At 40.9% G+C, this 26,074-nt stretch carries 24 protein-coding genes; 4 read left to right on the forward strand and 20 right to left on the reverse strand.

What is annotated here, in order from left to right; genetic code table 11:
* Window positions 1–15: 15 nt before the first annotated feature.
* From NSU02_RS16355 to NSU02_RS16400, 10 genes are all read right to left on the reverse strand, one after another.
* Window positions 16–768 carry an IclR family transcriptional regulator gene (locus tag NSU02_RS16355; RefSeq protein WP_339193306.1) on the reverse strand — a complete coding sequence of 251 codons (753 nt, stop codon included), beginning with the start codon at window positions 766–768 and terminating at the stop codon, window positions 16–18.
* Between the two features lie 26 nt (window positions 769–794).
* Window positions 795–1,904 carry a DUF917 domain-containing protein gene (locus tag NSU02_RS16360; protein ID WP_327872932.1) on the reverse strand — a complete coding sequence of 370 codons (1,110 nt, stop codon included), beginning with the start codon at window positions 1,902–1,904 and terminating at the stop codon, window positions 795–797.
* Window positions 1,905–1,935: 31 nt separating this feature from the next.
* Window positions 1,936–3,582 (reverse strand): urocanate hydratase, encoded by a 1,647-nt coding sequence (locus NSU02_RS16365; RefSeq protein ID WP_339193307.1) that lies wholly within the window; start codon window positions 3,580–3,582, stop codon window positions 1,936–1,938.
* Between the two features lie 1,000 nt (window positions 3,583–4,582).
* On the reverse strand, window positions 4,583–5,401 hold the full coding sequence (locus NSU02_RS16370) for an alpha/beta hydrolase (RefSeq protein WP_339193308.1): 819 nt from the start codon (window positions 5,399–5,401) through the stop codon (window positions 4,583–4,585).
* A 39-nt stretch (window positions 5,402–5,440) separates the two neighbouring features.
* Window positions 5,441–6,121 (reverse strand): alpha/beta hydrolase-fold protein, encoded by a 681-nt coding sequence (locus NSU02_RS16375; RefSeq protein WP_144598166.1) that lies wholly within the window; start codon window positions 6,119–6,121, stop codon window positions 5,441–5,443.
* A gap of 75 nt (window positions 6,122–6,196) precedes the next feature.
* Window positions 6,197–6,994: a fumarylacetoacetate hydrolase family protein gene (locus tag NSU02_RS16380; protein ID WP_339193309.1), complete on the reverse strand. Its 798-nt coding sequence runs from the start codon at window positions 6,992–6,994 to the stop codon at window positions 6,197–6,199.
* 15 nt (window positions 6,995–7,009) lie between these two features.
* Window positions 7,010–8,038, reverse strand: a complete 1,029-nt coding sequence (dmpG, locus tag NSU02_RS16385; protein WP_339193310.1) for a 4-hydroxy-2-oxovalerate aldolase — start codon at window positions 8,036–8,038, stop codon at window positions 7,010–7,012.
* 14 nt (window positions 8,039–8,052) lie between these two features.
* On the reverse strand, window positions 8,053–8,937 hold the full coding sequence (locus NSU02_RS16390) for an acetaldehyde dehydrogenase (acetylating) (protein WP_327873247.1): 885 nt from the start codon (window positions 8,935–8,937) through the stop codon (window positions 8,053–8,055).
* 39 nt (window positions 8,938–8,976) lie between these two features.
* Window positions 8,977–9,765: a 2-keto-4-pentenoate hydratase gene (locus NSU02_RS16395; RefSeq protein WP_339193311.1), complete on the reverse strand. Its 789-nt coding sequence runs from the start codon at window positions 9,763–9,765 to the stop codon at window positions 8,977–8,979.
* A 360-nt stretch (window positions 9,766–10,125) separates the two neighbouring features.
* Entirely contained in the window at window positions 10,126–10,380 is a 255-nt protein-coding gene (locus tag NSU02_RS16400; protein ID WP_339193312.1) for a helix-turn-helix domain-containing protein, read from the reverse strand.
* A gap of 156 nt (window positions 10,381–10,536) precedes the next feature.
* Between NSU02_RS16400 and NSU02_RS16405 the strand changes: the two genes are divergently transcribed.
* The gene (locus NSU02_RS16405) at window positions 10,537–11,718 is read left to right on the forward strand and encodes an IS701 family transposase (RefSeq protein WP_311066339.1); all 1,182 of its coding nucleotides are present in this window, start codon (window positions 10,537–10,539) and stop codon (window positions 11,716–11,718) included.
* A 52-nt stretch (window positions 11,719–11,770) separates the two neighbouring features.
* On the opposite strand, the gene NSU02_RS16410 is transcribed toward NSU02_RS16405, so the two are convergent.
* The 10 genes from NSU02_RS16410 to NSU02_RS16455 form a co-directional block, all read right to left on the reverse strand.
* Complete coding sequence (locus NSU02_RS16410; RefSeq protein WP_339193313.1) at window positions 11,771–13,423, reverse strand: XylR N-terminal domain-containing protein; 1,653 nt, start codon at window positions 13,421–13,423, stop codon at window positions 11,771–11,773.
* Between the two features lie 11 nt (window positions 13,424–13,434).
* A complete protein-coding gene (locus NSU02_RS16415) occupies window positions 13,435–13,737 on the reverse strand; it encodes a 2Fe-2S iron-sulfur cluster binding domain-containing protein (RefSeq protein WP_130157373.1) in 303 nt (100 codons plus the stop codon).
* A 170-nt stretch (window positions 13,738–13,907) separates the two neighbouring features.
* Complete coding sequence (locus tag NSU02_RS16420; protein ID WP_327873250.1) at window positions 13,908–14,393, reverse strand: flavin reductase family protein; 486 nt, start codon at window positions 14,391–14,393, stop codon at window positions 13,908–13,910.
* 208 nt (window positions 14,394–14,601) lie between these two features.
* Window positions 14,602–15,804 (reverse strand): flavin-dependent monooxygenase, encoded by a 1,203-nt coding sequence (locus NSU02_RS16425; protein WP_339193314.1) that lies wholly within the window; start codon window positions 15,802–15,804, stop codon window positions 14,602–14,604.
* A 222-nt stretch (window positions 15,805–16,026) separates the two neighbouring features.
* A complete protein-coding gene (locus NSU02_RS16430; protein WP_339193315.1) occupies window positions 16,027–16,233 on the reverse strand; it encodes a 2-hydroxymuconate tautomerase family protein in 207 nt (68 codons plus the stop codon).
* Window positions 16,234–16,269: 36 nt separating this feature from the next.
* Window positions 16,270–17,184 carry a catechol 2,3-dioxygenase gene (locus tag NSU02_RS16435; RefSeq protein ID WP_063388369.1) on the reverse strand — a complete coding sequence of 305 codons (915 nt, stop codon included), beginning with the start codon at window positions 17,182–17,184 and terminating at the stop codon, window positions 16,270–16,272.
* A gap of 694 nt (window positions 17,185–17,878) precedes the next feature.
* Window positions 17,879–18,574, reverse strand: a complete 696-nt coding sequence (locus NSU02_RS16440) for an ABC transporter ATP-binding protein (protein ID WP_339193316.1) — start codon at window positions 18,572–18,574, stop codon at window positions 17,879–17,881.
* Window positions 18,571–19,383 carry an ABC transporter permease gene (locus NSU02_RS16445; RefSeq protein ID WP_339193317.1) on the reverse strand — a complete coding sequence of 271 codons (813 nt, stop codon included), beginning with the start codon at window positions 19,381–19,383 and terminating at the stop codon, window positions 18,571–18,573. The genes NSU02_RS16440 and NSU02_RS16445 overlap by 4 nt, the downstream gene beginning before the upstream one ends.
* Window positions 19,384–19,631: 248 nt before the next feature.
* Window positions 19,632–20,192: a nitrous oxide reductase accessory protein NosL gene (locus tag NSU02_RS16450; RefSeq protein ID WP_339193318.1), complete on the reverse strand. Its 561-nt coding sequence runs from the start codon at window positions 20,190–20,192 to the stop codon at window positions 19,632–19,634.
* Window positions 20,189–21,469, reverse strand: coding sequence for a NosD domain-containing protein (locus NSU02_RS16455; protein WP_339193319.1), 1,281 nt, complete (start codon window positions 21,467–21,469; stop codon window positions 20,189–20,191). The genes NSU02_RS16450 and NSU02_RS16455 overlap by 4 nt, the downstream gene beginning before the upstream one ends.
* Before the next feature lie 486 nt (window positions 21,470–21,955).
* On the opposite strand from NSU02_RS16455, the gene NSU02_RS16460 reads away from it, so the two are divergent.
* From NSU02_RS16460 to NSU02_RS16470, 3 genes are all read left to right on the forward strand, one after another.
* Window positions 21,956–23,185: an IS110 family transposase gene (locus NSU02_RS16460; RefSeq protein WP_027725928.1), complete on the forward strand. Its 1,230-nt coding sequence runs from the start codon at window positions 21,956–21,958 to the stop codon at window positions 23,183–23,185.
* Between the two features lie 528 nt (window positions 23,186–23,713).
* Complete coding sequence (locus NSU02_RS16465; protein WP_339193320.1) at window positions 23,714–25,030, forward strand: 4-hydroxyphenylacetate 3-hydroxylase C-terminal domain-containing protein; 1,317 nt, start codon at window positions 23,714–23,716, stop codon at window positions 25,028–25,030.
* 36 nt (window positions 25,031–25,066) lie between these two features.
* Window positions 25,067–26,062 (forward strand): ABC transporter substrate-binding protein, encoded by a 996-nt coding sequence (locus tag NSU02_RS16470; RefSeq protein ID WP_327856710.1) that lies wholly within the window; start codon window positions 25,067–25,069, stop codon window positions 26,060–26,062.
* Window positions 26,063–26,074 lie beyond the last annotated feature (12 nt).

The following is a 26,074-nucleotide window of genomic DNA, read 5'->3' on the forward strand; positions in this document are numbered from 1 at the left end:
TCTTCCTGACCATGATCAAAAAGTAGCTGTTTCGATAAATTTTTGCGATACTTGATGAGCAGCATCCGTTATTACACTAACGATGTTCTCTCTTGCTTCTAAGTCAATCCGATCAGCAGGCCCTGCGACAGTCAAACTCGCTACAACTCGTCCCTGGTAATTGAAGATAGGCGCTGAAATTCCGCAAATGTCCGAATCTACTTCTCCTATCGTTATACAGTACCCTTGCTTCCTAATTTTTTCTAATTCAGAAATGAGCTGCTTCTTCTCCTGCTCACTCGAAAGTTTTTGCAATACTTGTTCTACTATTTTTTCATTTTCATATGCGAGAATAATTTTTCCAGATGCCCCCCGATGAAGAGGCAGCAATCTTCCATTCTCAATGGCAAATCGAATTAAGCGCGAGCTTGCGATACTTTCTATACAAATTACTTCAATCCCTGAACGAACTGCTAGAATCGATGTTTCATTCGTTTTCTCAGTAATTTTCTCCATTATCGGACGTGCAATTACGTTTAAATAACGATCCATTTGTTGCGTTAGACTGCGGGCTAATTCTAGAATGCGTAACCCAAGAGTTATTTGTCCTTTAGATTTCCTCTCAATAATTCCGTTATTCTCTAACGTTTGCAATAAACGATAGACAGTGCTCTCCGGAATTGAGGCTCGTTGAGCAATTTCACTTACAGATAATGGTGTTTCTGCTTCTCCTAGGACAAATAAAATGTCTAACGCTTTTTTTAACGTTTGCGAACCATTTAGCGACATTCACTACACCTTCCAACTGCTTTGTCTTAACTCTCATCAGTTGCCAAAGCATAATCAGCAATGCTGATACCTAATGCTTGCTCAACCTCTGGGTAAACTAAAGGATCCTTCACGCTAGAACTCAATGGAATATTGGATTTGTTAATGCTAAATACAATGATGTCCATTCCTTCTTCTACATGTCCAACGCTGACAGGTTCCCCTGTATTTGGATTGAGTGTTGTAATGACGTCTGGATATGTTGTCAACCTGTTGCCTCTTTCGTCATCTACAGCCATATACTCATTCATGACATGAAGGGTGAGTTTTTTCCCCTCTCCTTCAACCAAAATTGTTCCGATATCAAAGGCGCCTTTGTAATGGACATCTTTTTTGACCACTTTTCCGCTTCCAACAATATATCCTTTTGTCGTCTGACAAATCGTTTCTATTACCGCTTCAGCCCCCTTCGGTTCCGCATTCATAATCGCGTACCCAAGCTCTAACGCTCGGCTTATGCCGCCGATAGCCGCATGCTGCTTCACATAACTAGCAGGTACAGGATGCCGCGCGCAAGCGATAAATCCTCCAGACATATCTGATGCTGTCCGCAAAATATTTGATGTTTTCGCAGGCGTCCCTTTGACTACTAACTCAATGTACGATCCAGTTTCTGGTTTTCCTCCGGCAACGGCCTGCACCGTTTCAAAATCCAAACGTCCAGCAAGCCCCATTGCCCCCATCTTACCAGTCGGATGAGCACGCATATCCCCAGTAGCATCAACCACAACCAAATCAAGTGCTGCGGCTGGAAGCCAACCATTAATGCTGCTGGACATTCCGTTTTGCGGGGTCATCAAACCGACAACTTTTCCATTATAGTTTTCTTGTACAAGCTGCACTGCTTTTATATAATCTTTTCCAAGCATTTGCCAATCAGTTGTTCCCGCTGGAGCACCGATGGCAGTTGCAGTGACAATAATGTCATCATCCTGCAATTCATCGACAGAAACTAACTTCGGCTTTCCTACTGCAATGGCCGCCATGCCAATTTCCAGACCATGATCAACCCAACCGCCGCCGCCGGAAGCAAAGACTGATCCTCCTTTTACAGCGGCCAATACGTCGTCTTTCGTTAATTGACGCACAACCATCATTCCTCCTTATCTATTTATCTGTTGCTGATCACTACTTTATGTCAATTCTCCGCAATCCTTTTTTCTCAACCTCATCCAATGCTTCTTCATATCCTGCATCAGCATAACGTAAAACACCGAGTCCTGTATCATTATCAAGCGTAAGATTTAATCTCATGCTTGCTTGCTCAGTACCGTCGGCTACTATCGTTACACCGGCGCTTGTCATATAACCGGTATAGCCACCTCCGCCTGAATGAATAGCGACTAAATCCGCCATTGAAGAGCAATTCAGCATAGCGTTCAGAAGCGGCCAATCAGCAATTGCATCACTTCCATCTTTCATTCGTTCCGTCATAATATTCGGGTGAGCCATCGATGCAGCATCGAGATGGTCACGAGTAAATGCAATCGGACCGCTCAATTGGCCTTTTTGCACCATTTCATTGACTGCTGTTGCCAGTTTTGTACGATCTCCGTGGCCAAACCAACCGATACGCGCCGGCAATCCTTGAAATGGAACATACTCTTTGGCCAGCCTAATCCAATTGGTCGCAATTTCATTGTCAGGAAAGTGTTCAAGAATATAGTCATCTATTTTGTAAATGTCTTCTGGATCCCCCGACAAAGCAATCCAACGAAATGGTCCAATTGCTCGACTAAATAATGGACGTAAAAATGCTTCGGTGAAAATGTCAATTTCGAACGCATCATGAACACCTTCTTGTGATGCCTGTGTCCGGATGTTATTCCCGTTATCAAAAACAATGGCGCCGCGCCGCTTAAATTCCAGCATAGCCCGAACTTCTTTTGCTATAGATTTGCGAGCATCAGCAGCCAGCTTTTTCGGGTTTAGCTTTCTTGCTTCATGTACTTCCTCGATCGTATAGTTTTCCGGGATATAGCCATACACAAGATCGTGAGCGGATGTTTGATCAGTCACAATATCAGGGATGATTCCCCGTTTTAAAATTTCCGGATAAACTTGGGCGGCATTGCCAACCAATCCAACAGATAAACTCTTTTTATCTCTTTTCGCTTGGTCAATCCATTGCAGCGCTTCATCCAAACTGTGTGTTTTCTTTTGCAAATATCCTGTTTCTATTCGTCTATCAATTCGATCTTCATCCACTTCTACACACAAGATGGCTGCGTTGGCCATTACACCTGCGAGCGGCTGTGCACCTCCCATTCCTCCTAAACCAGCCGTTAAAATAAAGCGGCCAGCCAAACTGCCGTGAAAATACTTGCGAGCAATAGTGGCGAATATTTCATAAGTTCCTTGAATAACCCCTTGAGAACCGATATACTGCCAGGCTCCAGCCGTTAAACCTCCCCAGGCAATCAATCCTTTCTCTTGAAGTTCATAGAAATTTTCGCTATTTGCCCATTTCCCTACTAAATTACAGTTCGCCATAACGACTAGCGGAGCATAAGCATGTGTCTTGAAAATACCAATCGGTTTACCAGACTGAATTACTAAAGTTTCATGTTCCTCTAAATTTTTTAATGCCTCGACAATCGCTTGATATGATCCCCTATTTCGAGCGGCTTTTCCTAATGCGGCATATACGACAAGCTCTTTAGGATTTTCCCCATTCTCTAGCACATTTTCTAATAATCGCAATAGGGCTTCCTGCCGCCATCCTTTACAACGAAGCTGGGGACCCCTTGCAGCTCGTATGGCTTCCATTTTCATCCCCCCTTACTTCATTTGAAACTCGATAATTATCAATAATTGATAATTAATTTTCATTTTTTAATAATATAACAGCAAATACCCATAAAATCAATAGAAATTATAATAATTATTATAGAAATATTTTAAAGCCGACAGGCTCAAATTGAGAAATAGATTTTTAAAAATCATTATGGAAAATAAGATTACAGCCTATCTTGTTTTTGTTAAGAAAACCTAATCAATTGAAAACTATGAATTTATTAAAAACTCTGTTGTTGCTTGAAGCCATTAGAGTAACACTAGTTAATTTAGAGTTTGTAATTTATTTTTCTTTCCAAATGCTAAAAGCGCACTGTACCGTTTTTGACATCATATTTTCTTAATCTCAACTGATGTAAACGCATATGGAAATGGAAATAGATGAGACTAATCGCTCTGCGTATATTTGGGGTTATATTGCAGAGACACTGCAAAAGGGAATCTCGCTTATCTCCAAATTCATATATCGAACGGAGATTAAAATTTTATTAAAGAATCAAAGCTTCTCTCTTACTTAAATTAACTGCTCAGCCTGTATTGAGTTTTTTAGATAAATTAAAACGCCGGACTTCGAATGCTCTAGCCAAACTGCCATAGGCAGAGGGCAGCCAGCAAACGAAACCCGGCGCGGGCTTAAAAACAAAAAGATTCTATTTTAAATTCAGAATTAACCAGTAAGCGACGAATGATTTTTGTTTAAGGAAAGGAATTTTCGATAGGACGTACTGTAAGGCGTACTATAAAAAAGTTTAAAATGAGCTGGTTCATCACAAAAAATACATTCATGCTCCCAATATTTCTGCGATAATTTTTGTACGTGCGGTGTGTTGAGTAAGTTTATTCCGTTCTTAATATGTTTTTTACAAACGGTGATCATCAGCATCCCCTCGCTAAATTAAACGAATTCTGATTACGTTAAGAAAAGAAAAAATGGTTTTTGCACATATTGAAAGCAGGAAGCAGTACGTAAAAAATCCGCTTATTTATTCAAAAATTCTATTACTTGACCTGCAAAAAATTCTGTTTTTTCAATTTGCACCCAATGGCCGCAATTTGGAAAGACATGAAGTTGGGCGTCAGGAACAATTTGAGATAATTTCCAGCTTGTTTTGTCCAATGGGATCACCCGGTCTTCTCTTCCGTGAACGAGTAAAACCGGAATTTCTATTGCCCGCAATTGTTCCTCTGTAAGCGCCAAAGCATTCACATGTTTTTGTCTAGGCGGCGGAAACATGGCGGAATACGATTCTTGAAAACCTTCCTGAATGCTAGCTTCATAGCGCATTTTGACCAGGTTGTCATTTTCCCCCATGCTTGGATCATTTGACATAATGCCAATAATTTTTTTCATATTTTCAATGCTCGGCGTATATCCCCAAACGGCATCAAGTTCCTCTGTAATTGGAAATTCAATCCCTGCGCTTCCCATCAAAATTAACTTCTTAACAAGATCAGGGCGACGATTTGCAATATGCAGAGCTAAAGCTCCACCCATGGAATTTCCAATAATTGAAACCTTCTCAAGATTCATCGTCTCGACAAAGTTAATCATGTGTTCGACCCATACATTCACGGAATATTGAATATCTTTCGGCCTTTCCGTATAACCAAATCCTACGACATCTGGGGCATAAAGATGAAAATGCTGGGAAAGGAGCGGAAATACTAAACGCCAATTAGCCCATGCAGAAACCCCGGGACCAGAGCCATGAATAAGAAGAAGGGGTTCTCCTTTCCCGTCCTCGTGATAATGTGTTTTGATTCCTTTCACATCAGCATACTTTCCCGTTTCTATCATAATCAACCTCCCCCAATATTATTAAATCGATGCCTTTTATCATGCGAGATTTGTCGTCTTATTTTGACCGTAGTTGTAAGCATCCTGACGCAGCCATGAAACGATGTCTCGTTGATTGTCTTGTGATATTTCATGTCCAGCCGGATAAATGGTATATTTCACAGAAGCTGCATGTTTGCGCAAATAATCATAGTTTTCCTGTCCAATGTTTAAAGGAAAAATATGATCTGATTCTCCTTGAGTTAAAAACACAGACAACCGCTCGATAGACTTCAATGGATATTCTTCCTTCACAAACGATGGTATATATCCATTCATTGCAACAATCCCTTTTATTTTTTCGCCCAATATTAAAGCGAGTGTCATACTTAAGATTGCTCCTTGGCTAAAACCAATCAAATATACTTTGTCAGAATCAATCGGATATTTTTTTAGTGCAGCTTCAATAAAGTTCTTTAATTTATTTACACTAATATCGAACAATTTTCGTTCTGGATTTCCATATTCTTTCAAATAATAATATGCATATCCATCTTCATATGGAAGATCACCTCTAATGCCTATTAAAATAAATTCCTCTTTTAAATCTTCCACTAATGAAAGCATGTATTGTTCGTCATACCCTATGCCGTGTAATGCGAAAACAACAGGATACTTCTTTCCCTCTTCTGCGGTTGAAGGGAGGTGAATCTCATATTCATATGACAAGATATTATTCATCAAAATTCCTCCTTAAATATGGAATGTTATTTTATAGATGAAATCTCATATACCGCCAGCAAGGCATCCGCATTCTTATTCTTTTACACTAAACGAAACATCTCCGAGTTGATCTAATTGCCCGATTACTGTATCTCCAGCTGTTAGATTGATCGCCTCAGTGATGCCCCCAGTTAAAATCATGTCGCCCGCTTTTAATCTCTCTCCTTTGCGCGCCAGCATATTGGCCAAAGCAGCAGCAGAATTTGCCGGATGATTGAATACCGCTGCACCAGCTCCGCAAGCTTTTAATTCCCCATTTATATAAAGCGCTGCACCTATCAAATCTAAATCAATTTTTAACGTGTGGATTGGAGTCAATGTGCTCCCGATTACAACTCTTGACGAAGAAGCGTTATCTGCGACAACATCCGGCAACGTAAACTTAAAATCTTTATAGCGGCTATCAATAATTTCTAAGACCGGTGCGACATATTTTGTTGCCGACAGCACTTGTGTTCTCGTTACATTTGGGCCCTCTAAGTCCTCACCTAAAATAAAAGCAATCTCCACTTCTACCTTCGGATGTATAAATTCGCTCAAATGGACGACTCCGCCGTTTGGAACGAACATATAATCAAAAAGATATCCGTAAATCGGTTCTTTCACATTCATTTGCGTCATTTTCGCTTGACTTGTCAGCCCCATTTTCGAACCAATGATGCGATGACCGCTGTTTATTTTGATTTTGATGAGCTCCTTTTGTATCTTGTATGATTCCTCCACAGAAAGGTCCAAAATATCTTCTGTGATGCGAGTAATCTCCCTTTTTTCATATTCCGCTTCATTTAACAATTCAGCAAATTTTCGATAGTGACGAACTTTTACTGCCATTGCCCCAACACCTCCTTATGAAACTGGCAATTTTTCTCTCTTCTTCGCAATTTCTGTTGCTACGTCTACAATCATGTCTTCTTGACCGCCAACTACTTTGCGTTTGCCGAGTTCAACTAAAATATCGCGCGAGTCAATCCCTAATTTTTGGGCTATCCGCTTGGTGTGGAGCAGAAAGCTTGAATAAACACCGGCATATCCCAGCACAAGGCTGTCTCTTGTAATTTCTTGGGGAGCTGGAAGCATTGGCGCCACAATTTCTTCTGCAAGATCCATCATTTTATAAAGATCAATACCGGTTTCCTTTCCTAATCGATCCAACACAGCTACCAACACTTCCGTCTGGGTATTCCCTGCCCCTGCTCCCAAACATCGAACACTTCCATCAATGCGGGTCGCTCCTTCTTCGATGGCAACCAAGCTGTTCGCCATGGCCAGAGACAGGTTGTTATGGCCATGAAAGCCAATTTCCACTCCTACATGCTGCTTAAGGGCACGAATTCTATCCCTGACTTCATGCGGAAGAAGCGCTCCTGCTGAGTCAACGACATAAACGACATCCGCTCCGTAGCTTTCCATCAGCTTTGCTTGTTCTACCAGTTTTTCAACTGGCGCCATGTGGGCCATCATTAAAAATCCGACTGTTTCCATTCCAAGCTCTTTTGCCAGCCCAATGTGCTGGGCAGAAACGTCTGCTTCTGTTACATGAGTTGCAACCCGCGCCATCTTCGCCCCAAGCTCGGCAGCATGTTTTAAATCTTTCATCGTGCCGATTCCCGGCAGAAGCAAGACGGCGATTTTTGATTGCTTGCAAACCGACACGGCGGCCTCAATCAGCTCGAGCTCATTTGTGCGAGATAATCCATACTGCAAAGAAGAACCGGCCAATCCGTCTCCGTGTGCGACTTCGATGTATGGAACGTTCGCTTCATCTAAAGCTTTGGTGATTTTTGCGACTTGATCGACTGTGTATTGATGGGCAATGGCATGACTCCCGTCTCGCAAAGCTACTTCCGTAATTAATACATCACGTTTTTTTGCCATGCGGTTTTCCTCCTCTACGCCGTTTGTGCTGCTAATTGATGTTTTGCGAATTCTTCCGCAACCTTTACCGCAGCAGCCGTCATAATATCAAGATTTCCAGAATATTTTGGCAAATAATCGCCTGCTCCTTCTACTTCAAGGAAGACAGTGATTTTATTCCCATCAATGATTGGATCGGTACGTATCCGGTATCCCGGTACATACGATTGGACCGTTTCCACCATCTCTAAAATCGATTGAACAATGGCTTTTTCATTCATACTTGCTTCTTCTACTAGAGCATAAACAGTATTTCTCATAATAATAGGCGGCTCCGCCGGATTTAAAATGATGATGGCTTTTCCCTTTTTGGCTCCGCCAATTTTTTCAATGCCGCGTGCCGTCGTTTGTGTAAACTCATCAATGTTTGCCCTTGTTCCCGGTCCCGCACTTTTACTTGCAATGGTTGCGACAATTTCAGCATAATCAACTCGACTCACCCGATTAATTGCGTGGACAATCGGAATGGTCGCCTGGCCGCCGCATGTAATGAGATTCACGTTCCTTTCTTCGAGTTGTTCATGGAGATTTACAGACGGGATGACGAGTGCTCCGACAGCTGCAGGAGTCAAGTCAAGAACCATCTTACCCGCTTCCTTTAACAGCTTTGCATGACGGATATGCGCTTTAGCTGATGTTGCATCAAAGACGATATCAGCAAGTTCCGGTTGCTCGAGGAACCCTTTGATTCCTGTGCTGATAACCGTATACCCTTTTTCTTTCGCACGGCGCAAACCATCTGATTCAGGATCAATCCCAATCATAGCTGTTAATTGCAAAATATTGGAACGTTCCAGCTTCAACATTAAATCTGTGCCGATATTTCCTGATCCAAGAATAGCGACGTTTACTTTAGTCATGAATATCACTCCGTTTCTATCACTCTTTTTAAACTGTTGCTAGCAAAAGCGAACGCTTACTTCGCCTAAATGAGCAAAACGGGCTTGAAAAAAATCGTCCGGCTCCGCATCGATGGCGGCGGAAAGAGCACCTGAAAGAATAATCTCTCCTGCATTAAGTGTTATTCCGTATTCAAATAGCTTATTGGCTAGCCAGGCTACACAGGTAGCTGGATTCCCTAAAGCTGCCGCCCCTGTTCCTGTGTTCATGACCTCTCCGTTTTTATATAACACCATTCCTATCCTTGATAAATCTAAAGAATCAACAGCCACTTGCTTGTCACCTAATACAAAAAAACCTGAAGAAGCATTGTCAGCAATCGTATCCTGCAATTTTATATTCCAATCGGCGATACGGCTATCGACAATTTCTAAGGCTGAAGCGATATAATCTGTTGCTTGAAGTACATCCAGCTCTGTTACTCTTGGACCGATTAAATCTTTCTTTAAAACAAAGGCGATCTCTGCTTCTACTTTTGGCTGGAGAACCTTTTCATAAGGAAGAGCTCCTCTATTTTCCACCTTCATTTCATCCAATAAATGACCATAGTCCGGTTCATTGACTCCTAGCAGCTTTTGCATCGCCAAGGATGTTAATCCTATTTTTTTCCCTACGATTCGTTGTCCAGTGTTAGCTTTCCGTTGAATATTTACTAATTGAACTTGATATGCAGTCTCTACCGTGATTTCTTGATCGAGAGAAGTTAGCGGCTCAACAGCTTTCCTATTTTTTTCCGCTTCTATAAGGCAGTCAGCGAATTGAATCACTTTTTCATCAATAACCTGCATAATGGTATGCACCTCGTTTAGGTTTCTTCTACTTTTGCCAACGATTCGGATATCTGATTTTTCTATTTATGAAGACATATCATATGACAGCTTCTCTTTACATTCCTCTTGACTCGGCAAATCTTGCTGCTAATGGGTTGAAGAAATGTACAGGCATCCATTTGACCAACATATAATCGTCTTGATTTAGAAAATACCGGCTGATTCCTAGAGAACCAAAAGCAGATGCTTGAAAGAATCATGTTTTTAGCAAGCTTAATATTTAATGATCCATTTATATCCGGAATTTCTCCAATATAGGCAGCTGCTGCAATTTCACGTGCCGTCCCAGTCTCCTTGACTATTTAAGCTGTTCATCTTTCAGTCTCCAACAATCTCCTCTTTATCTAAATGCAAATCTAGGTCGATATTTAGTTCCCCCCAGTAGATGAGGAATCGAAGAGACAAAAACATCTGATAGCCTACGCTGGGAGAATTGATATCGATTTGCAAAATTTCATTTATCTTTTGCAGCCGATACCGCAAACCGCTTATAGAAAAATTCATAGCACGCGCTGTTTTATGAACATTGCTGCCGTTGCTCAAGTAATAATAAAGTGTTTTAGTGAATTCCATATTTCTGTTTTTATCTTCTTCAATTAACTTTCCTACTGTAGATGAGCAAAATCACTAACATAAATTTACATCGAAACAAAAAAGGAGACATGAACCCGATTCCTTGGTTAGAATAGATGTGCCAACAAACCATTCACACAAGGAGGTTCATGTCTCATGAATAGATTAGCACATCATCAAGGAATCCACAAGTTTTTCACGATGTTGGGGTTGGCACTTTATTTTTCAAAACCTGTCATGAAGCATCTCGTTCATATCGTGGATGCGATGATCACGAAAGGCTTTTCTGGAACGTTGACCGATCTTCATCATTGGAGCTTTCACCCCAATCATCGAACGACACTCAGCCATTTTTTCACGAAAAGCCCTTGGGATGAAGAGACGCTGCTTCGCAAACTCCAGCAATGGATGCTTCATCGTGTCGAACGGATCGCCAAACAGAAAAATCAACCCCTTTTTGTTTCGATCGATGATACGATTTGCCAAAAAATCAAGCCTTCGTCACGGGCAACGCACGCCATTCAAGGGTGTGATTGGCACTATTCTCACACAGAGAAAAAGTCGATCTGGGGACATTCTCTTGTTTGGCTCATGGTTCATACGATGACCCAGGCTTTTCCCTTTGCGTTCCGCCTCTACGACAAGGCCGCTGGGAAAAGCAAGGGGGAACTCGCGATCGAGATGCTTTCTTCTTTGGATGTACGCCGTCCCGTTTATGTGCTGATGGATTCGTGGTATCCATCGCAAGCGCTCGTGGAAGCCTGTCTGAAAAAAGGATTTCACGTCATCGCGATGCTCAAAACGAACCGGATTCTCTATCCGAAAGGCATCGCCATCCAAGCCAAACAGTTTGCCCGCTATATCGAACCGAACGACACCCATCTCGTCACGGTGGGAGAAGAGCGTTATCGCGTGTATCGCTACGAGGGATCGCTGAAAGGTCTCGATGATGCCGTTGTGTTGTTGGCTTGGAAAGCCGATCAGCCGATGACACCCGAACATCTTCACTGCGTCTTGAGCACCGACCGGGAGCTAAGCGATGAAGAGATCTTGCGCTACTATGCCCAACGTTGGTCGATCGAATGCTTTTTTCGACAAGCGAAAGACCAGCTGAAGCTCGATGGGTACCGCGTTCGTCAACGTCGGGCGGTGAAACGGTATTGGATCTTGGTGCAACTCGCTTATGTGTACAGTATGGTCGAGTCCAACCGGGATTTCTCTACTGGGCTTGATCTTCTCCGAACGAAGAAAGGGCATAGTCTCGTCGAGTTCATTTACCATGCAGCGAAGCAAGATATTCCCATTGATGTTGTCAAAAAACAGCTCCATGTGGCATAAGGGATACCCTGTTTGTCTCTTTTGGTATGGTAATTATTGTTATGAAAATTGCTCATCTACAGTTTCCTAATTTTTTATAAATGAACTTTTGAATCGGGTTTATATTTTTCATTTGGAAGATGATTCCTTCAATCCCTAAGGAATCAAAGAAAATAATCTTCTGATGACGGTTGGCGACCCTCAACGCTGACAGGCACTCTTCATACAGTTGAGATGCCTCTTCTATTGAACTGGTGTTTGAGCTGATTCCTACTTTAAATAAATATTGAGGATATTTATTGGAACAGTAATCAATTAATGATTTACAAAAGTTTTCCTTATTCATCTTGTTTTTTAACAACAGACATTCGGATAAAAGAATGATGACCTTTCCAGATTTTTGACCAAATAAAGCATTTAACCCTTGATTTTTTATAAATATGGAAATATCATTTATTAAATCATCGTTAAAGCCCATCTCTTCTTCAACTGATGGTTTTTGAAGCAAAGTATCGATTGCAATCATAAAGTACGGATCATTCAATTGAAAGCCTATATAATAGGCCCGCTTGGTCATTTCTTCAAAAGAAATTTGTTTAGATAAAATATCGTCCAAAAATTTTCCCTTAATCCGTTGCTCCGTATTAAAGCGAGTTCGCTCATTCAACAAATAAAGCGAACAAGCAAGCGCTCCATGTTGTATTATCAACTTATCCACTTCCTGCGGAGCTTTTTCTTCATAAAGAAAAGAGCAATACCCGACAATTTTTCGATCCAGATAGATCGGAGTAATCAGTCTTTTTTGTTTAGAGGAAGATTCTAAAAATAACGTTTGCTTTAAAGTTTTCAAATCTCTTAAGTATTTACTTTTTTGATGAATCCATTTTTTAAAGTTATCGGAAGCAAAAGAAGCATTTTGTTCTGGAAACCCCGCGAAAGCAATTAGATTGAAATTGACATCTTCTATGAGCACAGGTATCTTTGTGATTTGATGAAGAGCGTATGCAATCGAAGATAAGTCATTTTCCTTTAGAACCTCTTCCATCAGCTTTCGATGAACCTCGTACGCTTTACTAAGATTGTCTCTTTCTATTTTTAGCTTCTTAAACGTCTCATCAAGCTCGCCGATAATATTATCTGCCTTATAATATTTGAGCTCGCCATCTATTTCGCCATCCCATTCTTCAACAGTTCGACAGACAGCGTGGCAATATTCATGGCCCATTGCTTTGCATTTAACCTCTTTCGTTATGACTTTTTTGCCAAGAATAGTTGATAAATATCCGCTCGCATAGCCAACAAGTGTATGACAAACAGGTTCGTGAGCAAGCCCAAATCTTTGAAGATGTTCTTCAGCTTCATAAGAATTTTTCCAAATTGCTTCATGGTGCATCGTTCCATTGGAAAAGTCCACTTCTGCCACTAATACATCTACCTCTTCTAGATAGCCATGCAGCGTATGCATTCTCGGACCTACGAATAAAAGCTCCTTTTTGCTATCCCAGTCCATTTCTAACGCTTTTTGCGCATCTTTAACCCCGCAATGCCATCCATGACGCAGGAGGAACCCTTTCGTTCGATCGATTCCCAACGTTTCTATCAGCTCATGGCGCAGCATCCCCATGGCGGCTGTTGGAATCGTAACTATTCGCTCTTGTGGATCGTCTTGATTGGTAAGAGTAGAGATTTTATAAATTTTCGTTAAGTCCAGTTCATCAGCTTTCATGTTTTCACCACCTAAGAAGAGTGAGTGACTTTAGATAGATCAATAAGAATCTTCATATCGGTTTTTGGATACGTCTTGCATGCTAATGTATAATTCACCGCTCTTTCCGTGTCAGGCAACACTGCTTTGGAACTGGTACCTCTTTCAAATTCTCCTTCCTCCACTTTAATTTTGCACATTCCACACCCACCGCCTTTACAAGCATAAGGAATTTTAATGCCCTTTCTATTAGCCGCATCAAGCAAGCTTTCCCGATCATGGCATAGCAATTCGCGGTTTCCTTCGCCATCATCGATCACCTGCACCTTAAACATGATTTTCCCTCCCCTCCTGCTTCTTACGCTTAAATTCTGTTTCATAACCATTAAATTTCCGTCGTTTCTATGACTATACGATGGTACGGTTCGTGAAAAAGAGAGCAACTCGATCGCCCGTGTTAACACTATGATAAAGAAATTGAGCTCCCCTCTTTTCAACGGAATCGTTAACTATGGACGCTTTCTTTTAGAGATTTTAATTCGCGGTATTTTCCTTGGAAAAATATTAACGGTTCAGCATCTTCCTGAAAATGAACATCTGTAACTTCTCCAATAAACAATGTATGATCTCCTGCTTCATATTCTGCAACCACATTGCATGTCAAGGAAGCGATCGCTCCTTTAATCACAGGCATACCGTTCAACCAATCAAATTCAGCTTCACGATTTTCCTTGATTTGTCCGGCAAATTGCATAGATATTTCCTTTTGATTTTCAGCCAAAAAGCTCACGGCATATGTTTTAGATTTTTTAATGCGGTCAAGCATCTTAGCTTTTTCACCAATCGAAATAAGCACTAATTTTGGATTTAACGATACGGACATAAACGCATTTGCAGTCATACCGTGTATACTCCCATCGATCTCCGTCGTTATGACTGTCACCCCTGTTGCAAATTTCCCCATTACGTTGCGAAACAAACGATCATCCATCGGTATCAGTATCCTTTCCTTTTTCGGTAGTTTTCTGTTAAAATTCCCCATAAATATTGTGCTGGACCCTCACAACTGTTAAGAATTGAATAACAACCCTCCAGCTGGTTTTATTGGTCCGAGCTTTATGCGAAGTTGAACTCCCCTCTAAAACATTTCACACTCATAAAGAGTGATTTTAACTCCAATTACACACTCTGCCGCTGCTTTACCAGACTGGATCACCCGGTAAACCAAATAATGTCCTTCCGTATGCAGCCATAGCGTCCTCCCACAGGGAGTTTGGATGAGCCGCCACAGCTAACAAATCTCGCGTGAACAGTTCGACCGGATCTCCTTTAAAGATCGAATTGCCTCCAAGTGTCAGCATTGTTCTCACAGCGATATTAGCTGACGTCTTTGCCACGTATCCTCGCCATGCAAACAGTTGTTCCCTTTCCATATCGCTCATCACGGTCTTTCCTTCTTTTTGACAAGCCTCTAGCTGGCGAATATATTGTTCAACAATGCCCTCCATTGCATTTAACTCTGTTTTCATTTCAGCCAGTAACCGCTGACTGGCCGCAGAGTCCTTTTCCTTCGCACCGGCCTTGAAGACACGAATACGTTTCTCGGTACGCTCTTGAAATAGTGAAACCAGCCGTTCTGCCCCGCCCAAAGATACTAAAGGGAATCCCAGCAAGAAAAGCGGCATAAACGGTATACGATATACCGGATCATTCTCATCATAATCGCCCCCGACCGGTTTTCCATCAGCCATCACTCGACCAGCTGGAAGGATTCTATGCAATGGCACATAGGCGCCTTCAACAAGTACTCCATTGCTTCCAGAAGCACGGAGACCAATCGTATTCCAATTTTCTACGATTTTGACATCAGACTTGGGCAACGCCAACAGACAGTACTCTGGACCATTGCTGTCAGGCAGTTCCATCATGGCACCGAGAGCGATCCAATCACTATGGAGGACACCGCTGCAGAAGTTCCACTGCCCATAGAGACGGTAGCCTTCACCATCTTTCTCTACTCGGCCTACAGGGGCCACCACGTCAGCCAGCAATCCTCCTTGCCCAAAGATTTCTTCTCTGCCTTTTGGATGCAGATATGCAGCCCAAACTTCATGCATGGAGTAAAAGTATGTCAGCCAAGCACCAGCCACACTGTGGCGAGCCACTGTGCGGATAATCTCTCTATAAGTCCTTAAGTCTACTAAAAGCCCTCCGTACCGCTTGGGACGCAAAAGCTTGTGAAACTCTGCATCTTTAATGGCCTTAGCCACCCGATCAGAAAAACGGGCATTTCGATCAGCTTCGCTAGCTTCTTCCTCAGCAAGACGCCCTACCTCTTCTGCTTTGGCAAGAAGAGTCGCGATGTCCGGTTTATTCTCTAATAAAATTCTATTTTTTTCCATTCTAATTTTCCTCCCCCGACCTGTCATTTAAGGAGATTCAGCGTCTCCCTACATATCATTTAAGGTAAGGCAAACCGCTATTCGGTCTGCCTATTTCCATAAAAGATTAAAAATTTCTTGGTAACGCTTACAAAATACGCTTTTTAGTTTAAACACTGCGAAATCTGTTCCACACAGATATGAAAGAATCGTGAAAATTCTTTAAAAATACAAGAATTTCGATTATTTTCCTTTAGTTTGACTGAGTTTCTTTTGTGCTGATTCTCCGGAAATTCCCCAGTTTTCCGCAGGAAGCTCTTGAATCAGTACACGAATGGTGCTTAATGGCACATTTAAGGCATGGGCTGCTGCGTCCGATGTTTCTTTTATTAACGCCTCTTTTTGTTCTACTGTAAGACTTCCAAACAATTGAACTTGAATAATCGGCATGTTTTTATCCTCGCTTATGATCAGTTTTGCTTTTTCTTACGTCAATGCCTTGGCAAATGACTCGGTCAACTCTCTTCTGTGATAAAAAATTCCTTGACCGATTTTGTCTTCAGTCCATGTTATAGTTGGAAAATCAGGATAAGTAATGTAACCGCTCGCAAAAGCTTCATTGCGATTGCCTGAAGGATCAAAGAAATAAGTTGTTTGTCCTCGCGTAATGCCATGGCGTGTCGGTGTAACATCGAATTGGACATTATTTTTTGATAAAATATCTGCTGCCTTTAGCACATCATACCAATTGTCAACATAGAACGCGACATGGTGCATCTTCTTGTCCGGTCCTTTAATAAAGGCAACATCATGTGGTTTTCCATTTCTAGCATAAATAAAGCTCCCCACCATTTGTTCTCCATCTACTGTTGTAATTTTTTCACTAACGAACATATCCAGGACTTCAGTGAAAAATCTCGTTACAGTGTCTATATCATCTCCTGTTAATGCTAGGTGATCGAGACGATGCGGCGCAATTCCCCGCAGTCCATCCGGCCATGGGTGAGGATTCCAATCTCCTGTTTTTGTACCGACACGCTCGATTTTATGATACAATTCAACTTGGTGGCCTGTTGGAAGTTCAAAACGAATTGCTTCTCCTTCCGCAATTCTTGTTCCTTTTGAAACCCGTTTTAATGTACACCCGAATTGTTCAATCTTCTTTTCGTACTTGGCTAAATCTTCTTCGTTTTCTACTTTAAAAGCAATGTGATCAAGGCCAGGAGAGTCAGCCTCCTGAAGAATAAGGCTATGATGATCGAATTCATCCCACGCCTTTAAATAAACTCTCCCTTCACTTCTTCTCATCTCTTCAAGACCAATTACATTTGTGTAATACTTGACTGATTCTTCAAGATCCATGACTCTTATTTCAGCCTTGCCAACCCGCATAATAGCCATTTCAACCACTCCTTATATTGGATTTAATTTATGGAATAATTTTAACAATTTTTATTTTCTGATTATACAAACAATTGTGCTGTTTTACCTTTAAATTCTTTGCCATTTTCGCAATAATGTACTAAATTTTCATGTGGAGCTTCGAGAAATACTGAAAAACATATACTTATATGGTAAGAACGAAATCATTGATGATATGTTTGATAAATCCCTGCTGCTTGAATCCATCGTTTATTACAAGAAATACAAACAATGCATAAAAAAAGCACCCGATCTTTTTGGAAACCCTCAAAACAATTTGAAAAGAAAGCAAATATCGCTTATCGTTTTGTCTGACAGATAAGGTGCTAATTATTCAACCATTAGTTGAATCGACATACTCGCTGAATGCTCGGACATTTTTGCTGAAATGGTTCAATAGGCTATCAACTGAAGGACAAATATTTATTGAAGGATTCTGCTTATTAAAAATATACATTTTGCCTTAAAAGAAAGCTCAGTAATGCTGGAAAAACAACTCATCCATTCGGAAAAAGGAAAATGCCTTGGAGCTTAAAAGAAGCACAAGTGATTTGGTAGAAGAGAGGAAGATAAGAGAAACATAGAGAAAAGCCTTTTTCATTTTTATATCCTTATTAAAAATTTTTTTCTTCCAAGAACAGAGTAGCGAAAGCTCAGTTTATAAAAAAAGAAACTACTGGCGATAAAGCTTCATTAACTTTATCGTAGTTTCTTCTATGTTTTTATTGTTATTGATCGTTTGAATGACCTCTCCCTCTTTCATAAACAGAATGACATCGCCAGTTTCCGCTGCTACATCCATCATATGAGTAGAAAAAACAATGATCGTGCCAGCCTTTTTAATTTCATTGATCATTTCAACAAACCAATTAATCCAGTATGGATCCAATCCATTTGTTGGCTCATCAAGCAGAAGAACGTTTGGCTTGGCTATAATTGATTGCCCGAATAACAAGCGCTGTCTCATTCCTTTAGACAAACTTTTCACTAATTCGTTTCTTTTGTCGCTAAGCCCGATTAAATCAATGATGTCGTCTACACTTTCTTTTTTCACTTTCCGGATGGAGCCGTAAAAATGAAGGAACTCTTTTACTGTCATCGTTTTCTGGGCATGAAAATCATCTGGCATGAAGCCAATTTCAGTCAAGTATTTTTTTCGGTCTAAGCTAATTTCTTTGTCGTTAATTGTTATTGTTCCGCTTGAAGGGGAAAGGATTCCCGCAATGATTTGAAGTAATGTACTTTTCCCAGCACCGTTCCCGCCGCATAATACCACGCAGGTTCCTTGCATTGCCTGAAAAGAGCATGGAGCCAACGCTGTTTTTTTCTTATAAACTTTTGAAACACCGTCAACTTTCAAGCCTGTCATTGCCTTTTCCTCCACTCCAGCATGAATATGGAAAACAATAATGTCAAAATCAAGAATCCGATGAAATAAATAATATAGATTAAGATTGCCTGAGGAGACTCCAATAAGGTCACAAGCGAATCATATGCTTGTCCAAAGACCGCTCCTCCATCGAGTGAAATGATGAATGCTACTCGAATAAATTCAGCAGGATTAATAAATAGGGCAATTTTCATTAATGGAGCGATCCATCTATATGGAACCATGCCTAAAATACCAATCAAAGCAGTCGGCCAAATCATAATGAGAAAAAACCAGATAATGATTGAGATCGATAAGGCCTGCCATCTTGTTGAAACAATGCTGCCAACGGTAATACCAAGAACAAGAAAGAAAAAGATAAGAATAATAGAGAACAAATAAATAGATAGAAGCCATTTACCAGAAAATTCACTGCCAAACACCAAGCCTATTGCCAAGCTAATCCCGTAGCTAAACGTAAACACAATCGCCTGAGCAATGAATTGTCCGCCTATTTTCCCTAAAACGTAAGATATCGTTAATAACGGATAGGTATTCAACAGCTGCCACTGTCCATTTTCCTTTTCATTCGCAATAGAAAAAGAGCCTGTGATCAGCATCAAAAGCGGAATGAGATACAACGCAATATTCACTACTGTTCCTGTCATATTTGTATATCCAGCTAAGGAAGGGGAACTGTTTTGCAATAAAAATAATAGAGTGATAACAGCTACCCATAATAGTAAAAAAGAATAGTAAGACCACTGTCGTAATGCCATTCGCAGTTCAAAGCGAAAGATATTCCACATTGTGATTCCTCTTTTCAAAAATTCGTGTATATCTTATTTTTCGAACAGCCGTTTTTTTACTTGTTAACTGAAAGGCTTTTATAAACAATTGTCAAACTTTAAGTATATGCACAGCTGCCATCCGAATAATACGCATGGCTGAAAACACAAAGCTATATTTTACGTGATCATCATCCAGTCAATGTCGAAAGTGTTTTGATAAAGAAAAAGAAACCATCTAAAAATGGATTCGGCCGCGCACGAACCAATTAATGTGAACTATTGTGATCCTGTTCTGAATGAGAGTGACCATCTTTTTCAGTACCCTCTGAATTTGAATGACCTTCCTCTCCATGCTTCTTTAACATGTCATGGTTTTGCTTCCAAGAATGGTCGGCTAAATCGCTTGCTGTCAATAGTTTGCTTCCTTCATTTTTAGCAACGAATTTTTCCGCAGAAGCTTTTTCTTGAAAAGAGATTATATTGTAAGCCATCGGCGTTTTAATTGATTGATTATAAACATAAGTGGCATCATCAGATAAAATCCATTTTTTGTTATTGTAATCTCGAACAAACTTCGCTTCAATTTCTTCATCCTTATGCGTATTAATCCATTCATACATACAGCCTATATCATCAAAAATCAGTGATTTGCCATTTTTCAGAAGGATTTGGGTCGCATATTGGTTATCTGCAACAGCCATATTACATGTTTCACAAGTATCAGTTGATTCATTGATGCTAACCGGCTGAACTTTATTGTTGCCGCATGCAGCGATGATCATTGCTATTACTGCGATTACATAAAAACTAAATAGCTTTTTCTTCATCCTCTTCTCCTCCCGAGTAGATATAAAATAAAACTGGATGCAATCATACAGGCGCTCATGATCCACAAGCTTGAATTAGATGATACTTCTTTTTCCATTTCGCTCGTCATGTCCATCAATGGGGCTGTATCTGTTAAAAGCTGGTCTACAGGGCTTTTGAGCAGATTTTGTATTACTATAAGTCCCGGTGCATGGAAAAATAATTGATATTCGGGGACATCGTTCGTCAACGTTTGGAAATACGGGTCAGCGGCAAAACTGATTTCACTTTTGCCATCTCCATTCATATCCACTTTACTCGAAGCATCCCAATAGTTTTCATTTATTTGATTATGCGGGCTTTCTATCGCATGAGCATCGTTGACATTTCCAATGAACGTATTTTGTGTGGCTTCATTTTTATTCGCTTTTTTGAACTGAATCCCGATAAAATTATTCATAATTTTATTGGATTCTATACGATTATTTTCAGCTCTTTCAGCATATACACCAACTCGATTGGAAATAATATCATTTCCTTTTACCTCATTGTCAGAAGCTGTATAAATTAATAGTCCTTGAGCATTCACATTATTATGATTAAATAAAAACTTATTATTGCTCACAACATTCTGTTTTGATCCCATTACCATCGCGCCTGTCGTATTGTCTCTGGATACATTTTTTTCAAGCACATTTCCGTTTGAAAACATTAAATGGATACCGTAACGGGAATGCTGGATATTGTTTCTTTTTAAAGAGTTCCTATTACTTTGTTCTAAATAAATGCCATCAGTCATATTGGCAATCATAAGTTTTTCAATATGACTGCGATTAGATTGCCACAGATCAATTCCATTGCCAGTATTGCTGCCAACAATTTTGCTGTTTCGTATAGTCACACCATCTGCCTGATTAAGCCTTATGCCAAAACGATTTGTCTTGATTTCAAGCTCCTCCAGTGTATGATTGGAACCTGTTACATAAACTGCTGCATCTTCTTTTTCATTACCGCAATGTTCTACTTCGATATTTTTAAGACGAACAGTTTTACCGCTAATAGTAATAACTGGACCGCCGTCACAAGAGTAAAGAGTGACTTTACCAGTTCCTACTAAGAATAATGGTTTGGAGATGACGATCTTTTCCTCATACTTCCCTTCTTCTATTTCAATCTTGCTCCCATTAGGAGCTGCATCAATTTTTGCTTGTAATGAACTAGCCGCTTCGGCAGCAGCCGGCACGCAAAACAATAAAAGAAGAAATATGATGTAATTTAGTGTTTTCATAACTTTCATATCCTCGCTCCCTAAAAATGGCTAGTTTCCTTCTAAACTAGAAATATTTCCATAGCCTCTCACTCCTCGTATACTAAGTTTCAGAAAGTTTTTTTATCGAATTTCCAGTCCGATACGCTCCTTGACAATCGCATATCTTGGGTGGTTGCCTTTGTGGGAGGGGCGCGCCCCTCCCACAAAGGGTTCAGCGTACCGGGGTTGGACTTTTCGCAATGTTCCTGGATAATGGTCTTAGGATCATCGGGGATACTCTTCTCACTCCTGTAGCTTTGACTACTTGTAAAGTCTGTCTCCTCGGCCCCTGTTTGGACGTCTAACCCGCAGGCTGTTCCCGTTGGTTTTCCCCATGCTGGAAGGAGCAGCTTCCAGGGCAGCCCATGGTCCAACGTGAGTTCTCATATGCGAGGGTGACTGGTCAACAGGCGCGATCCGGGGGCATCCCGAAGAGTCCTACCCCTCGATCCTACAACAATAGGAGGTGATCTCATGAAACTCTACGTCGGGATCGACGTGAGCTCACGCGACTTAGCCACCTGCATTATGGATCATGAAGGAAATACGTGCGCACGCTTCAAAGTGGATAATCATCTTCTGGGCGCCACCTTCCTTCGGGATCAAATCCTCCTGTGGGCTAACAAGCGAAAGCCAACCGAAATTCTGATCGGGATGGAAGCCACCTCGGTCTACAGTTGGCATCCAGCTATGTTTTTCCACCAGCAGGAGGCCTTGCAGGCTTGGAACGTCAAGGTGTTTACGATCAATCCAAAGCTCATTCGCAAGTTTAAAGAAGCCTATGTCGACTTGGAGAAAACGGATGACATCGATGCTTGGATCATTGCGGATCGGCTTCGCTTCGGCCGTCTGAAGATGACGGCTGTCCTCAAGGAGCAGTTTCTCGCGCTTCAGCGACTGACACGCATGCGATATCATCTCGTCCACCAGTTAACCCGTGAGAAACAGTATTTTCTCCAGCACTTGTTTTACAAATGCAGTTCCTTTACCCAAGAGGTGGACAGTTCGATCTTCGGACATGCCATTCTCGAACTGCTGCTTGAGTCGTGGAGCCTCGATGACATCTGCCAAATGGATGTCAAGCAGTTGGCCGACTTCCTGCGCCAAAAAGGGCGCAATCGCTTTGCCGATCCGGAATGCATCGCCAAGTCGATTCAAAAGGCGGCCCGTTCGTCGTATCGGTTGTCCAAGTGTGTCGAGGATTCCATCGACTTGCTGTTAGGGCTGTCGATTCAATCAATCCGCAGCCTGCAATCGCAGCTCAAAGAGCTCGATAAAGCCATTACCCGCCATCTTGAAGGCATTCCGAACACACTGCAAACCATCCCAGGCATCGGACCGGTTTATACCGCAGGCATCCTGGCCGAAATCGGGCAAATCGAGCGGTTTCACAACCAGGCCGCCTTGGCAAAATATGCCGGCTTGACATGGTCCAAGCACCAATCGGGCCGTTTTCAAGCCGAGGACACCTCCCTCATTCGTTCCGGCAATCGCTATCTCCGTTACTACCTAGTGGAGGCTGCCAACTCGGTGCAACGGCATGATGCGACGTTTCGTGCGTACTACCGGAAGAAGTATGAGGAAGTGCCCAAACACCAACATAAACGAGCCCTCGTCCTCACCGCTAGAAAACTCGTGCGTGTGATCGATGCGCTGCTACGCAACGGTCAAATCTACACGCCAAGAAAGGGGGAAGATCGATAAGAGGATCGATCTGGTATACCAATATCAACCTTTAGACCCAGTTTATTACATGTATTTCTTCAGTATTGCCTTTTTTCGGATCATCGGACAAGGGAATTTCCAATTTCTATGATTTTTCACCTTGACATATTACCGCAGGACTTTATAAATTTCCAATGTATAAGTATTAGAGGCTCCCTTCATGTTGATAAGGGAGCCTCTAGTGTTCTAGTCAGCCTATTTATATTTTTCTGAATAATACAAATGTATAGTAAATATAAGTAATCCTATTTGTCAAGTAAAATTATTTTGTCATAATATTTATAAAATCTATCAATACGTAACAGATTATTTAAATTTGAAAATTTTATTGACAATTAAAATCAGGTATGTTACTTTAATTCCATAAATCCTATGAGGATAATAAGATATTAATTTAGGAATCATATATAGATTTTAATAAGAAGGGAATACCGACCAGTTGGCTGGAGGCACTTAGTTTCTTTTATTAGGACTAAGTGCCGTTTTTATTTATAAGGAGGGATTTTTATGAGTAACCTTCAAAACTCATCTTATATATTGAAGATTCTAGATGGACGCGAAGTTTGGGTGGGAGGGCAGAAAATAGATAGCTCTTCCTATTTGGCATTGTTTGGAGAAGAACTCAATCGGATATCTGAACTTTTGGATGGTCGTTTAGAATCGGATTCTTTGCCTAGGATCGGACAGAAATTTTTTCATTATGCACCATTGCAAATTCCAAAAACTGCGAAGGAATTAGAAAAACAAAAGTATCATTTATCGTATTGGTTTGCAGAAGATCCATTCTTTTCAGAAGGCTGGACAGATATTGCTCATGCTTTTTTACAAGGCTGGTTGATCAATCGAGAGAATTTAGATGCTCATTTCACTGAATTTTCTAAACTTATTGTTCGATTAGTTGAAGCATTTAAACAAGAGAAGCTATTGGTTACGATCCCTTATGTGCTTGGATTGCCTCAAAGTGTTCATCATTCTTCGCTTAAAGTGACAAATCTAACAGATAAGGGGATATTCATTCAAGGAACACAGAAGCTGCCAAGTGATTCACTTGTGGTTCATGAATTATTGACCACAGCTTCCTATCAAGAAACAGAAGTGCTTTTGATAGCGCCATTAAATAGTGAGGGACTTTCCTTACACATTCAAGAAGGAAATTTTGACCATACAGTAACCGCTCGTTTTGAGGATGTATTCATTCAGTGGGACAGAATACTTGCTCAAGATAAGCCAGAAAATATTTCACAGCTTTTCCACTCTAATTTGGCTACTGCTTATCCTGATTATCAGCGAGTAGCCAGTTTACTGCATCAATTGGAATGGATTACGGGCTTAGCTTTTTACGCAGCACAAGAAACGGGAGAAAACGAAAAACTTCATATCCAAGAATCTTTTGGAGAGCTGCTCCAACAATTAGACATTATTAAAGCGTATTTACATGTTTCAGAAATTAAAGCAGAGAACGCGGCAGAAGGCGTTGTTCCGAATCTGTTTCCACTTCAAACTGCAAAAAGTCAAGGCATCGCCTTTTATAAGCGTGCGGTCGACATTATTCAGCGCGTAGGAGGAAATCGGCTTTTACAGCATTTATACGAAGTTGAAAATGGTGAAGCAGATCAACTATATTCATTTATTTCAAAATACGGGGCCTCATCCTCCACTCTGTGCCGGCTGCAATATCTGACATATTACTCCGGTGATCCAGAACAAGTTTGGGCGGAATACTATAAAGAATATTCCACAAACTTCTTAAAAAATAGATTGCAAGATTTTTGGGATTTTCATGAAACAGGAGATTTATATGCCGCTTTACCGAAAATTACATAAAAAGGAGAGAGTGTATTTATTATGGGTGCTGCAAAAATGAAAAAAGTTGGATTGTTTCTTGCTTTGTCCGTGGCGATGCTATTATCGGCTTGTTCATCTAAAGAATCCAGCTCGGATCAATCTAGTAAGAAAGACGGGGTCGTTGAGTTCAAATATCCTGATAACCCTACATTTGATTTAGTTTATCTTGCTGATGAATTAGGATATTTTGAAGGGACGAGCGCGCGTCCAAAATATGTCGGAAAGGTTGCCGCTCCGCAGATTATTCCGCTAGTTGGAACTGGCGATCTTGATTTTGGCTCAAGGATGGTGCCATTAGTTATTTCAGCGATTGCCAGCGGTGCAGATATTAAGGTTGTTGCGGCGGGTGGTGAGACGTTAAAAGAAGCTCCTCATATGAAGTATTTTGTCCGGGCTGATTCCGGAATTAGAAAACCAAAAGATTTAGAAGGAAAAACCATTGGATTTAATAGTTTTGGCGCATGCGCTGAATTTGTGACTAAAAAATGGTTACGAGAGCAAGGAGTCGATGTGGATAAAATTAAATGGATAGTGGTACCAGATGATAAAGCGGAGCAAACTTTATTGAGCGGAGGTACCGATTTGGCGATCATTCACCCTCCATTATCCGGCAGCGCAGAAAAAAACGATAAGCTTGTCCGATTATGGAGTGACTATGATTTAGATAGAGGACTAGGCGGCATGGCACCATACAGTGTCAACGGGGAATTTGCTAGAAAACATCCAGAAGCAGTAAAAGATGTTGTAACAGCCATTACAAAGGCAGCAAATTGGGTAAATGAAAACCCTGATAAAGCACGTGAATACATTGCAAAAAGAATCGGGATAGATGTAGAGCTAGTGGAAAGATTTGCTTATGTCAAAAACCAAGTAGTGACAGAAGAACCTATTCAATACTATATTGACATCCTTGAAGCAGAAGGAAAGATTAAAAAAGGTGCAGTTGATGTAAAAGATGTCTATACAAATGAGTTTAATCCGTTTGCCCAAGAAAAAACGGCTAGTAAATAAACGGGAGAGGAT

Source organism: Aeribacillus sp. FSL W8-0870 (assembly GCF_037963755.1).
In the GTDB taxonomy this organism is placed as follows: domain Bacteria; phylum Bacillota; class Bacilli; order Bacillales; family Aeribacillaceae; genus Aeribacillus; species Aeribacillus composti.